Genomic DNA, 12,562 nt, shown 5'->3' on the forward strand with positions numbered 1-12,562 from the left:
GGCATCCTAATATTTCTTTATTAAAAGTCTGATAGAGCAATAAAATACCTTCCGCTATCTATTTTGCATATAAAGAAGTGCGCTCTCATAACGCCAATATTTTTTATCATTGCTCACACTTTAAATACTACGCAAATATTTGAATATAAAGGACAAAACCATTCCGATATTCCTTTGGATATTTCTAGCGCTTCACATCTGTTTTTATATGGATGAACAACGTAAATCTGCAATAATGAACGTCATATTGCCAACGTCAATAAACGCTTTGCACGTTTCAAATGCTCACAATAAGTTCAGCTTCACTTAAGGTTGCTCTTTTAAAGTAAAACCATGAAGAAGCCTAAGACCCCTCCTCCAGCTTAGGCTTCTTTTTTATGCTTTTTTAAATTTCTAGCATATGAAAAAACCACGCAGAATAGCTGTATTCAGAGAATAACTTCTTTTACTTTAGTTTTTTAATACCAGTTGCAACAAATAAAAACCGAGTGCTAAAACAATCACGCCAAGCATTAAACTAGAAAGTGCATAACTTAAGGCCAAACCATTTTGACCATGCCGAAGAAGCTGAAAGGTTTCTAAACCAAAGCTGGAAAATGTAGTGAACCCACCTAAAATACCCACCATTAAAAAAAGACGTGCTTCTTGTTGTAGCACTGGATATTTTTGTGTAAATGCAAAAAATACGCCTGCCAAAAAACAGCCGAACATGTTGACCCACCACGTGGTCCATGGGAAAAATCCGCTGGGCTTAACCAACCATACACTTGCGCTGTAGCGCAAACTTGCCCCAATTGCACCACCTAATGCGACCAACAGCCAATTCATGCCTTAAACCTATTTAATATCTAAGAGTAATACTAAAAATTAGTTTAACTCGATTTAATACTAAGAACGTATAGCCATATCATCACAATTATTTTAAATTAAATAAATACATTAAAAATAATGCATTAGGATTAAAAATTGGCTGATCATATTGAGAAAAAGAAAATCGTTGTACTGATTGATGCTGATAATGCCCAATTATCCAAACTTGAAGCCATATTGGAAGAAACTGCGGCACGCGGTCAAATCATTACAAAAAGGGCTTATGGTGATTGGTCAAAAGACACATTAAAAAATTGGAAAAATAGTTTAAATACTCTTGCAATACAGCCTATTCAGCAGTTCGCTTATACTTCTGGAAAAAATGCGACAGATTCTTCTATTATTATTGATGCAATGGACTTACTTTACGGACAAAGACATGACACTTTTGTCATTGTATCAAGCGATAGTGACTTTACCCGATTGGCATCTCGACTACGTGAATCAGAAATTTTTGTAATTGGTTTTGGCCAAAATAAAACACCATTGGCCTTTAGAAATGCTTGTGATGATTTTATATTTACTGAAAACCTGAACAATGACAGCGGTGATGAAAAAACCAATCAACCTCTGCAAATAGCAAAACCAAAGAAAGTGACCGAATTAGTTCCCTTATTGACTAAAGCATGGAGCCAATTCCGCGAAGAAGATGGATGGGCGAATTTATCATTTGTTGGTACATATATTAAACGTAGCCGACCCGATTTTGATCCGAGAACATATGGCTGTACTAAGCTTTCAGATATTATTCGTAAACTCGAAAAATACTTTAATCATAAAATGATTTCCGTTAATGGAAGTAAAGCCTCTATTATGGTTTATCAACTAAAAGCCTCTTAACTTTTCACAGGATACTGGATATGGCTCAAGAATTATTGGCGCAGTTACAAGCTGGTGAAGCAAAATTTGCAGATGTGATTGCATTTATTGAAGCGCGTTATACCCACACCCCAACAGCCTTTCAAAATGGTCAACAAGCCAATACGGCCAATGAAAACCAAGGCAGTGCAAAAGTATTTTCCTTTGCACAACTCAATCACTTGAATCAGGCACAAACCTTAAGCTTATTTGCAGAACATTATGCCTCTGTGTTGGCAACACCAGACGCGACAGATCATCAAAATATTCGTCAATTTATGCAAAAAGGTTGGGATGGTATTCAATTTGAAGGTCAGGCTTTAAGCGCAAAATAATCTATTTATTCGACCAGATGCTTTGACGCTCTTCATAAAATAGAGGCGTACAAGTCAGATGGATACCAATTTTTCTGATGATCCATTTTGGTATCATCAGAAAAACAACAGGCTTTTATTCTTTCGGACTTAAAAAATAATTCAATATTAATCAAAATAATAGAGCATCAAGTATTCTACCCTCGATTTAAGCCATTTAATCCATTAAGAAACTCTTACTCGACATTTCCATTCATCTATCGATGTTTTTTCCCAAGCTCGCGCATGTCTTAAATGAAGCACTTCGTCACCCGCTTGCATTGCGGTAAAACGATAGGTTTTTTTACCACCAACACCCACCATGGGTATATCAGACTTCTGTGGTGTGGTTTGATAAATTTCTTCTGCTTTAAACAACTTCGGATTTTCGGTTAAAGCCCAAACATAGCCTGTACTTGGGTTTTCATCCAAAATAACTTCTAGCGTTTGACCTCTGTCCATTTCCAATAAGGCAGGACAAGACTGCTGACTGGTAAAGACATGCGTCTTGCCATCAACTGTCGAGCTCATACTGGCGCACCCACTCAAACCTAAAGCTAAAATCAAAGCCAATCCAAGCGTTTTTACCTTCATCATTCAAACCTTTTATACTTCATTGCTGGTATTAACTTTTAACGCGTTCAATCCATTGAATTGAACTCACACGGAATACTTCGCATGCGCCATCCCCTGTATCGGTTGGGGTTAACGATGATGTCCAAACCAAATCTTTATCTTTAATTTCAACCAATTCGCCTTTTAAACGCACCAAATCACCCCGTTTTACAGTTTTAATCTGTTTGGCAATTTCAGGGTTCGACGGGATGATGTGCATATTGGATACCATCATCATGGCCTGCTTGGTCGGAACAGGGACTTTATCCATTTTCCAATTTAAATAGCGGTCATATTGGTTAACACTAATATGTCGGGCAATCTCAGGTTCAGCAAACATGCCCCAACTCACAGCATAGTCAATAGGAGAGAATTTTGCCTGTTCGTCATCGGTATATATTTTTGAGCCTAAAATACGAAAATCGCCATTAAACGGCTGTAATACCGAAATGGATTGTTCTTTAGATGCAGGCGCTAAACCTTTGGCAATATTATAGTCTGCCGATGCATGGACACCTGCATTTAACAGCATCACCGCGGTGACTGCGCTGAATAAAATACGTTTGATCATCGGCTTACCTCTTTCATGGTTCTGTTACATTCATCTTGACTGACACGACTGAACCTAAAAATTTAAAACTTTTAGTGAGTCTGCTTTTACAAGATTAAATCCATCTTAAATTGAGTATTTCATGCTTCGTTATAAGTCTATATTACGCAAGAAATCTGAAGTAACCTTAGTAACTTGGTAACAAAACGCTTTCATCTATCTAGCCCATGCTTAAATTTTGAAGCAACTTCAGCTAAGCTTGAAATAACAGCAAGAAGAATATTAATCTCATGATTTATAAATTTTATCAGCAACATATTTTCCCGCATGTACTAAATCAGGTTATGCAAACCCCAAGCCTGATGGATAAGCGCAGAGAATTACTCTTGCCTATTTCTGGTGATGTTTTAGAGATTGGTTTTGGAACAGGTTTAAATTTGCCGTTCTATCAACAGGTCAATACATTGTATGCGCTAGAGCCAAATCCTGATATTTATCATTTGGCAGTGCAACGTGTGCATGAAGCCCCTTTTGAAGTACAGCATATTCAAGCTCATGCAGAAAAACTGCCTTTTGCAGACCACAGCCTAGACCATATTGTCAGTACATGGACGCTGTGTAGCGTTGCAAATTTAGAAACAGCTTTAGATGAAATTTATCGGGTATTAAAAGTGGGTGGGACTTTTCACCTAGTTGAACATGTACTACATGATCAAAACCTCTATATTCAACGTCTGCAAAACCTACTTACGCCAATTCAAAAACGTCTGGCCGATGGCTGTCATTTAAATCGAAATATTCAACGTGCCTTAACCGATGCAACACTCGAACTTCGTGAATGCACTTATTTTAATGCTGTAGGTATACCGAAAATTGGCCAACGGATGTTATTGGCGCGGGCGCAAAAAACGTAGCAGTAAAAAATTAGGACATGTTCTGAAGTTGATCGACACGAAAAAGCCCGCAGACTTTGCCCTGTTTCACTGCATCGAAATTGCGATGATAAAGGTTTACGCCTTTAGAAGGAGTTTGTGCATTAACCCACTCGCCTTTTAAATAAATTTTCTGTCCAACTTTGACTTGTCTTAACTGATTTGCCACCTGTTCAGTCGAGGCAATGACCGACAGGTTTTTTAATTCAGGAATAAATGCTTCCTGTGTTTGCCCAGTATTATTGTTAGCCTTAAGTTGATAACAACGTTGCTCCTGCTGTATTTTAAATTCTGACTCTAATTGCTTTAAATTCAGCTGCTCAGTTGCAAGCAATAAATCGATATTACTCAGATAGGCTAAATCTGAAAAACTACCGACAATTGGGGATGCAGGATGAAGCACATGACGACGCGGGCTATAATAGTCTTTAGCAAGCACTGTAAATGTACCTGACATCGGGGTAATACTTTCAACTTGAAAGTTTTTCAAAACCCCTTTTTGCGCTAAATTTGGAATAGCGCGAAAGTATTCGGCCCAAATCCAAATGAGTAACAACAACGCTACACCTGCAATGGTCAGCTGTTTCATCCTGTTATCCTATGCTTTAAATGACTTAATCATCAAAATTAATTCGAATGGTTTCAAAGCGAATACGTCCTGCTGCAATGGCTTGAGCAATGGCTTGTTGCCCTTTGGTTAGACGTGCGCCCCCACTTTTAATATCAATCAACACCACTTCAATATCGTCAGGGTGACCATTGCCATCACGCAAGTCGGTATATCCATTAAAAACAATATAATCGACAGGATCACCTAAAAATTTGGCATCACTGGGTAAATACTGAAACTCGGGCAAAATAGGCGCCAGTTGCTCTGCCATCTTGCCTTTGAGCACCGCACGGCTAGTATTCACACTGCGTTTTTGCGCTTGAACCAACGCCTGTTGGTGTTCTAATTCTAACTCTGCAATGTATTGTTCATACTCTGCTTTCACTCGCCCATTACGGGTATTGCTTAAAATTAGTGTGGTTAATACCACGCCAATGCAAGCACCAATTAACATGGCCATCCAAATGGACATTCGTTCTTCCTAATTTTAAAAATGGCTTAAATTCAATTCATAGTGCGACTTTTGTCATGTGTCCTATTCATCGCATAAAAGAATGATATGCTAGGGCCGAGCAGAATAAAATCATTAATCGGGTTATGAAAACAATCTTAGTTGCGAATCAAAAAGGCGGTTGCGGAAAAACCATTACAGCCATCAATTTAGCTTCTGCTTTAGCGCAAAAGGGTTATAAAGTTGCTCTTGCCGATGCAGACAATCAAAAATCAGCACTACAATGGCTGAAACAGCGTCCTAGTACGGTAGCGCCTATTCAAAGTCTAGATTGGCGTCATGAAAAATCAATTGGTGATGCCCCTAAAAATGTAGAATATCTGATTATTGATGCGCCTGGTGCATTGTCAGGTGAACATGCTGAACAGCTCGTGAGTGAAGCACACGCCATTGTTACGCCCCTCCAGCCCTCATTTTTCGATATTGATTCTACCCGCCGTTTTCTTAAACATTTACAAGATATTAAACGTATTCGTAAAGGTAAAGTTCAAATTTTACTGTTGGCCAATCGGATGAAAGCCAATTCTGCCAGTTCAAAAAATATTCAAGATTTTTTCAATAAAATTGAACAACAGCCAACCACATGGATTTCAGAACGTAGTGCCTATGGTCAGTTGGCCATGCAAGGGCTGAGTGTTTTTGATAAAACCCAGAAAAATTATTTAAGCATACAAATGCAATGGCAACCGCTTTTAAATGCTATTATCGATGATCCAAGCAATTGGTTTTAATTTAAAATCAGTCGTTTGGAATATCACTAAGTAGAATTATTGAATACTTACCAAGCTCTCGTTTTCGAGTGCTTTTTTTTCAGTTAAGATGGGTTAACGCCCCTAGTCAGCGATCATGAATTCAGTGCCACAATACGCGCCTACATTACAAAAAATCTTATTGTTTGGGCTATTTTTCGCCCTGATCTTTCTGAGCTTTAGTGTTCTTAAATATTTTATTGTCCCTGTGGTTTGGGCAACTATTATTGCCTATATGACTTGGCCTCTTTATCAAAAAGTCCTTCGTCTTTGTAATAATCGCTCAACACTCAGTGCCACCTTAATGATTCTGCTGGTGGTTTTAGTGGTCGGTTTACCAGTCATTTTTGCTATTTTCCTGCTTCAGCATGAAGGCCGAAATTTATATTATGAACTGCAAAAACAGGTGTTCTCGGGTCATGTCAATGTCCCTGATTTCATCCGCCAATTACCGTTTATTGGCAAAGAAGTATCGCGTACTTTACGTGAATTAAATAACGATCCGAACAGTATTATTCAGTCTGTACAATTCTGGATTCAAGGGCATTTAAACTACGGTAAAATTTTGCTGAATGAAGTCAGTAAAAATATTTTTAAACTGTGTTTTGCCGTCATGTCTCTGTTTTTTTTCTACCGTGATGGCCCCACAATTTTAAGCCAAGTCAGTAAAGCACTCGAAAAAGTCATTGGCCCACGAATCCATCATTATCTTGCGACTATTTCAGACACCACCCGTGCAGTGGTCTATGGCGTTGGCCTAACCGCCATTGCACAAGCATTTTTGGCAGGAGTTAGTTATTTTGTAGCAGGTGTACCCAATCCCATGCTACTGACTATTATTACCTTTATTTTTGCCTTAATTCCGTTTGGCCCGCCGATCGCCTATACCGCAGTTTCTCTTTGGTTATTTTCACAAGGTCAAACCATTGAAGCCATTGGTGTGATGGTCTGGGGCGTGTGTATTGTCAGCACCGCAGACAATGTAATTCGCCCCTTGGTCATTTCTGGCGCGACACAAATTCCATTCTTACTGATTATGTTTGGGGTATTGGGTGGACTGGCAAGTTTTGGCATGGTTGGGCTATTTGTCGGCCCGGTGATTTTAGCGGTGCTGTTGGCTATTTGGCGTGAATGGCTTCATGAAACCCAAATTGAAGCCATCATGATGCCCGAGGCTTCAATGGTCCACGATTTAGATGATGAAGATCTGAAATCTAAAAAATAGTCTTGTTCACGGTCAACCTAAAACATTGACCGTTACAATCCCCACACTGAAATATCATGGCATTGCAATTTTGTGTCTGTTTCAATGGTTCAAACCCATAAAAACCAGATCGGATGCCATTTTATGCCTTCTTTATTAAAACTGAGCGCTGTTTGCGCCTTGACTTCAATTTTTGCTGTCGGATGCGCGACAACAACTCAACTGCCAACAATAAGCAATGAACAAGTCGTCAATATTCATGCCGTGAATGCTCAGGGTATAGGTGAAAAAATAGGAACGGTTTCATTGCGTGACAGCACAGCTGGACTTGTTATAACCACGAATTTAACCGCCTTGCCTGCTGGCCCACACGGTTTTCATATTCATGAAAAAGGTTCCTGTGACCCTGCCGAAAAAGAGGGAAAAATGGGCGCTGCTTTAGCCGCAGGTAGTCATTTCAATCCAAATCAAGCACCACATCACGGCAATCCACTCACAGGTCATTTGGGTGATTTACCTTTATTGAATGTGGCTACAGATGGTACAGCCAAAGTGACCTTACTCGCACCTCGCCTTCAATCTGCCGATATTCAAAACTTAGCCATAATGGTGCATGCAGGCAGTGATAATTACGCCGACTCCCCTAAACCTTTGGGCGGTGGCGGTGAGCGTATTGCTTGCGGTGTCATTAACTAAGCTCTTCAACCCTAATTTTTAGATGCTCTGTGGATAAGTTTTGAGTTATGCACAATTAAAAACAGCGGACTCATAATCCGCTGTTTTTAACTCACTGCACCAAATACCGAAGTGCTGAAATTTCAGGTTTTTTCTACTGTGCTAAATTGACAGTCCCCTTAAAACGTTCAGGCTATAGACCCACACTGGCAATTGGTATTAAAAAATCAGTCTATTGTTAGAAATTTTGCCTGAATTATTGACACGACCAACAGAATTATTACGACAAAAAATTAAATAAAAAACGCATTTATTGGGGAAATAACCAAGTAAGAAACTAGGTTATTTTTCATTGATTATTATGAATTTATAACAACATTTTCCAATCATTTCGCGACAAAGTTCGGTACACTCAAACCTCATTCTCATTGCATATCCATGACCATGAATATTCAAACCTTGCGCGCTGTTGGTTTCTTAGAAGGCATGTCCTTCTTACTTTTACTCTTTATTGCTATGCCTATGAAATACCTCATGGATAATCCCATTTTAGTTAAATATGTCGGGATGGGACACGGTGTACTCTTCATTGTATTTTTAGTGGTGCTTTTTGTCGTTTGCGAAAAACAAAAATGGGCTTTAAAAGTTTTTATATTGGGACTAATGGCTGCTGTTTTGCCCTTTGGCCCGTTCGTTTTTGACCGCAAGCTGAAACATTTAGAACAAGCTCCAACTGAAGCCTAAATACGCATTAAAAAATCCCCTTTGAAGGGGATTTTTTAATATAAGCGATGAATTAAAACTCACCTGCCTCTTTACGTTCTTGCAATACTTCTTTCAGCATCATTCTTGGGAAACTGTACCACAGTACAATTAATGCAAAGCACGACAAGCCATACGCCCAAAGATGGAAAGACTCATACAGCACCCGCACCAGTTCAATAACGAAGAAGAAACTAAACATCATCAGCACAGAAACGGCGGCAGCCACTGTACCTTTAGACACATTCGATGACATTAAAGCAAAGCGATACAACACAGAAAAACTGATGCCCTCACCAAAGCTAACCAAGGTCATACCCAAAATAGTACAGTGCAGAAAATACTGCGGGATGAATAGACCAATCACCACAATGACCGTACCTAACAGCATCAGGGGCAGACCCATCAATACCGTTTTACCCAAAGGCAATTTATCAATCATTTTGATCAGTACAATATTGCCTAAAATCAGCCCGCCTAGCACAGGAAACTGCGCCAAACCATATTGCATACTGCTTAAACCCAGCTCTTCTACCAACATCACTGGCGATAACGCAATCCACAGCATCAGTGGCATCGCAATCATAGGTAAACCAATGGTCAGACCTAAAAAGCGCTTATTTTTAAAGACCTGTTTAAAATCATCAACCATATGGCTAAATGGTTGTTTGGGAATACTCACTTTCTGTTCGGGCATTTTGGCTTTTAAACCAAACCAGCTGAAAAAGGAGAGCAACGCAATCGCAATAAAGCCCCAATGCCAAGACACATGATCAATTAAAAAAGCCCCCAACACAGGGCCAAGCAAGGGTGCAAGCAAAGAGACATTTGCCATTAAGGCCATGACTTTAATCGCATCACGCTCTTCAAAAGTCTCTTGAATAGCTGCATAGCCCACAGCTGAAATGACTGATAAGCCAAAACCTTGTAAAAAACGCAAGGTTAAAAAGCTTTCAATATTATCGGTAAATAAAATCAGTAAGCAGCAGACGGTAAAGAATGTCACGCCACCCAGTAATACTTTTTTGCGACCTAAACGGTCTGAAAGTGGCCCAAGTAACCACGCTACACAGGCACCGCCCAATAAATAAAAAGACATAGAAGATGGTGCCCACGAGCTACTTACCCCAAAGTCTTTGGTAATGGCAAGCATAGCAGGCTGGACTAAATCGTTGCCGATATAGACGGAAAATTCAAATAGCACCAAGGCCAGTGGGAACATTAAAGTCGCACGGCTAAGTGTGGTCGTTTGTACGTTTTGCATTGTTATCTACATTTATGATGCGTACAGGATTGGGGGGAAGGTCTATTTTCGGGGAGAGACACGTCAGCCCAATGACAAGCACTGTAAAAATAATTAAAAGTATAAGATTGCGAGATATTCGCTAGTGCTCACGCCGTATTCACAAGGCGTTTTAATAATATATATTGGGTGAAGTAAATGGACTTAAGACTGTACACCCACAGAATTAAGTCCTTCTATTTTAGCAGTGTTTATAAAAATTGTATTGTTGATTTTTTGATGTCAATTTCTTTAATAAATCCAATTAAAATTGGCTAAAAAATTCTATCTCATTAAAATTAGATCTCGTCTACATGCCAAATTTAATTTCAGGGTTTGGTTTAAAAACAAGCCATTGATTCTTCATCCATAAAATGGTCATACTTGGTCGGTAAATAATGCGACAAATCAAAACCATTCCCAACAATTAAAATATTCATTTTTATAAAGCCCCAAACGCAAAAAAGCGCATCCACCGATACGCTTTTTATGAGGCATTACAGCCTAAATTTCAACCACCAATCAAACCATACTATGGGCAATTCGCTGTTTGGAAAGTCTTGGTATTTTTCCCGCGTGCACACTGAAATTCTTTCTGTGTACTGGTACGCTCCCAATCGCCTTCTACATTTTTAAAACGGTAAACCGTACGAATTGACTTCACAGAATCGTCCATTAAGCCCGTTTCAGTCACTTTCACTTCTGCAGCCGTTGGTGACTCTACACGATTAAAATACTGACGAATTTCAACCGTCGATAATTCTTTACGTAAATCTGAACGCTCTTTTAATACTTGTGCAAGTGGCGTTTCTGAATTTCCAACTTTATGCACAATTTTTTGTGTGGTCGCACAACCCGAAAGAATCCCGACACACAAAACACATGTAGCCAATACTCGAAACATAACTCTGACCCCAACTTAAATTTTCCACGCTTATCATGCCGTTTTTATTTTAAAAATACTATTTTACAAATGTAAGCCATTTTATAGTCACAAAAAAAGCGCATCTTCCGATACGCTCTTTCGCTCAATCTTTTAAATTAAAGATCAAATAATTTACCTGGGTTCATAATCCCGTTTGGATCGAACACCAGTTTTAATGCTTTCATGTATTCAATTTCTTCAGCTGAACGTGTGTAATCAAGGTATGGCTTTTTGGTCATCCCCACACCGTGCTCGGCAGAAATTGAACCATCATATTTTTTCACGGTTTCAAAGACATATTTATTCACCACCTGACATTTAGCAAAAAAATCATCTTTGCTTAAATCCGCAGGTTTTAAAATATTTAAATGCAAGTTACCGTCACCAATATGGCCAAACCAGCAGATTTCAAAGTCAGGGTAATTGTCCGCTACAATGGCATCAATTTCTTTAATAAATACAGGTACATGCGTAATTAATACTGAAATATCATTTTTGTACGGCGTAAATGGCGCAATAGACTCTGAAATATCTTCACGTAAACGCCATAAGTTATGAACTTGTTCTAAGCTTTGGCTTAATACGCCATCCAATACCCAGCCTTGTTCCATGCAATGCTCAAAAATTTCCATCGCCGCATCCATAATGGGTTCATACGGTGCTTCAAATTCTAGCAAAACATAAAATGGGCATTCTGTTTCAAACGGACGCTGTACATGACCATGATCTAAAACTTTTTGCATAGCAAGTTCACCAAAGAACTCAAATGCCGTCAGGTCAATTTTTGCTTGGAATGCATGTAATACAGGCATAATCGCATCAAAGTCAGGTACACCCAGTACCATCACTTGCAGATCATGTGGTTGACGCTCTAGTTTAATTTCAGCTTCAGTCACTAAGCCTAAAGTGCCTTCACCACCAATAAACAAATGTTGCAGCGCATAGCCTGTCGCGTTCTTAATCATGCCTTTATTTAAACGTAGCACATCACCTTTACCTGTCACTACGGTTAAACCGAGCACCCAGTTGCGGGTCATGCCGTATTTAATGACCTTAATACCGCCTGCATTGGTGCCAATGTTGCCACCAATTTGCGATGAACCCGCAGAGGCAAAATCAACGGGGTAATACATGCCCTGCTGTTCTGCATAATTTTGTAATTGTTCAGTCACCACACCTGCTTGTACACGAACCATACGATCGGCTGGGAAAAATTCCAACACTTGGTTCATTTTATCCATGCTCACCACAATTTCGCCGTTGGCTGCCACCGCACCCGCGGATAAGCCTGTACGACCACCTGAAGGCGTAATCGCCACATTAAATTGATTGGCAAGTTTCACAATGGCTTGAACTTGTTCTGTTGACGATGGAAATACGATGACCGATGGGTTTGGGTCGAAGTGCTTGGTATGGTCACGTCCCCAATTTTCAAGACTGTCCGCATCAGTTTTAATGCGGTTTTCACCGACAATAGCGGTCAATTGGGTTAATAACTCTGGGGTTAAAGCGACTGGAGCATTCATCGTTTTCAGACCTTGCAAGAAGTAAAACAAGTTATAAATAGCCTGTAAATCATTCGTTTGTACTGTATGACAGTTGAACAAGTTGAGGCAGGCGTGAAGATAAAAGGCAGGAAAAATCATCGACCTTTTTCACGAAGGCA

General features: G+C 39.5%; 15 protein-coding genes and 1 pseudogene. 7 read left to right on the plus strand and 9 right to left on the minus strand.

Translation table 11 applies throughout. From position 1 onward, the window contains the following. Positions 1 to 450: 450 nt before the first annotated feature. Positions 451 to 828, minus strand: coding sequence for a fluoride efflux transporter CrcB (gene crcB / locus BBP83_RS12515; protein ID WP_068889071.1), 378 nt, complete (start codon positions 826 to 828; stop codon positions 451 to 453). Positions 829 to 966: 138 nt separating this feature from the next. Between crcB and BBP83_RS12520 the strand changes: the two genes are divergently transcribed. Together BBP83_RS12520 and BBP83_RS12525 are read left to right on the plus strand one after the other, a co-directional pair. Beyond that, positions 967 to 1,710, plus strand: a complete 744-nt coding sequence (locus BBP83_RS12520) for an NYN domain-containing protein (protein WP_068889073.1) — start codon at positions 967 to 969, stop codon at positions 1,708 to 1,710. A 20-nt stretch (positions 1,711 to 1,730) separates the two neighbouring features. Next, positions 1,731 to 2,063 (plus strand): HopJ type III effector protein, encoded by a 333-nt coding sequence (locus BBP83_RS12525; protein ID WP_068889075.1) that lies wholly within the window; start codon positions 1,731 to 1,733, stop codon positions 2,061 to 2,063. Positions 2,064 to 2,267: 204 nt separating this feature from the next. Here BBP83_RS12525 and BBP83_RS12530 read toward each other — a convergent pair whose 3' ends face one another. Further along, positions 2,268 to 2,675, minus strand: coding sequence for a protease inhibitor I42 family protein (locus BBP83_RS12530; RefSeq protein WP_068889077.1), 408 nt, complete (start codon positions 2,673 to 2,675; stop codon positions 2,268 to 2,270). 31 nt (positions 2,676 to 2,706) lie between these two features. After that, a complete protein-coding gene (locus BBP83_RS12535; protein ID WP_415502417.1) occupies positions 2,707 to 3,228 on the minus strand; it encodes a hypothetical protein in 522 nt (173 codons plus the stop codon). Positions 3,229 to 3,536: 308 nt separating this feature from the next. On the opposite strand from BBP83_RS12535, the gene BBP83_RS12540 reads away from it, so the two are divergent. Then, a complete protein-coding gene (locus BBP83_RS12540; protein WP_068889082.1) occupies positions 3,537 to 4,160 on the plus strand; it encodes a class I SAM-dependent methyltransferase in 624 nt (207 codons plus the stop codon). A gap of 10 nt (positions 4,161 to 4,170) precedes the next feature. Here the strand turns inward: BBP83_RS12540 and BBP83_RS12545 are convergent, their stop codons facing one another. Both BBP83_RS12545 and BBP83_RS12550 read right to left on the minus strand, forming a co-directional pair. Next, a complete protein-coding gene (locus tag BBP83_RS12545) occupies positions 4,171 to 4,767 on the minus strand; it encodes a hypothetical protein (protein ID WP_068889084.1) in 597 nt (198 codons plus the stop codon). 25 nt (positions 4,768 to 4,792) lie between these two features. Beyond that, positions 4,793 to 5,260 carry a Holliday junction resolvase-like protein gene (locus tag BBP83_RS12550; RefSeq protein ID WP_068889086.1) on the minus strand — a complete coding sequence of 156 codons (468 nt, stop codon included), beginning with the start codon at positions 5,258 to 5,260 and terminating at the stop codon, positions 4,793 to 4,795. Positions 5,261 to 5,385: 125 nt separating this feature from the next. Here BBP83_RS12550 and BBP83_RS12555 point away from each other — a divergent pair, with 125 nt between their 5' ends. From BBP83_RS12555 to BBP83_RS12570, 4 genes are all read left to right on the plus strand, one after another. Further along, positions 5,386 to 6,030, plus strand: a complete 645-nt coding sequence (locus BBP83_RS12555; protein ID WP_068889088.1) for a ParA family protein — start codon at positions 5,386 to 5,388, stop codon at positions 6,028 to 6,030. A gap of 115 nt (positions 6,031 to 6,145) precedes the next feature. Continuing rightward, positions 6,146 to 7,273 carry an AI-2E family transporter gene (locus BBP83_RS12560; RefSeq protein ID WP_068889090.1) on the plus strand — a complete coding sequence of 376 codons (1,128 nt, stop codon included), beginning with the start codon at positions 6,146 to 6,148 and terminating at the stop codon, positions 7,271 to 7,273. A gap of 123 nt (positions 7,274 to 7,396) precedes the next feature. Further along, positions 7,397 to 7,948, plus strand: a complete 552-nt coding sequence (gene sodC / locus BBP83_RS12565) for a superoxide dismutase family protein (protein ID WP_068889092.1) — start codon at positions 7,397 to 7,399, stop codon at positions 7,946 to 7,948. Between the two features lie 423 nt (positions 7,949 to 8,371). Then, positions 8,372 to 8,671: a DUF3817 domain-containing protein gene (locus tag BBP83_RS12570; RefSeq protein ID WP_068889398.1), complete on the plus strand. Its 300-nt coding sequence runs from the start codon at positions 8,372 to 8,374 to the stop codon at positions 8,669 to 8,671. 52 nt (positions 8,672 to 8,723) lie between these two features. Here BBP83_RS12570 and craA read toward each other — a convergent pair whose 3' ends face one another. The 4 genes and pseudogenes from craA to BBP83_RS12585 form a co-directional block, all read right to left on the minus strand. Continuing rightward, positions 8,724 to 9,953 (minus strand): chloramphenicol efflux MFS transporter CraA, encoded by a 1,230-nt coding sequence (craA, locus tag BBP83_RS12575; RefSeq protein ID WP_068889094.1) that lies wholly within the window; start codon positions 9,951 to 9,953, stop codon positions 8,724 to 8,726. Positions 9,954 to 10,339: 386 nt separating this feature from the next. Further along, positions 10,340 to 10,411 (minus strand): annotated as a pseudogene (locus BBP83_RS15065) (AbiH family protein); the annotation flags it as partial. A gap of 92 nt (positions 10,412 to 10,503) precedes the next feature. After that, positions 10,504 to 10,875: a hypothetical protein gene (locus tag BBP83_RS12580; protein WP_068889096.1), complete on the minus strand. Its 372-nt coding sequence runs from the start codon at positions 10,873 to 10,875 to the stop codon at positions 10,504 to 10,506. A 137-nt stretch (positions 10,876 to 11,012) separates the two neighbouring features. Continuing rightward, a complete protein-coding gene (locus tag BBP83_RS12585) occupies positions 11,013 to 12,422 on the minus strand; it encodes an FAD-binding oxidoreductase (RefSeq protein WP_068889400.1) in 1,410 nt (469 codons plus the stop codon). Between the last annotated feature and the right edge of the window lie 140 nt (positions 12,423 to 12,562).

Origin of the sequence: Acinetobacter celticus, from assembly GCF_001707755.1 — a bacterium.
Classification (GTDB): Bacteria; Pseudomonadota; Gammaproteobacteria; order Pseudomonadales; family Moraxellaceae; genus Acinetobacter; species Acinetobacter celticus.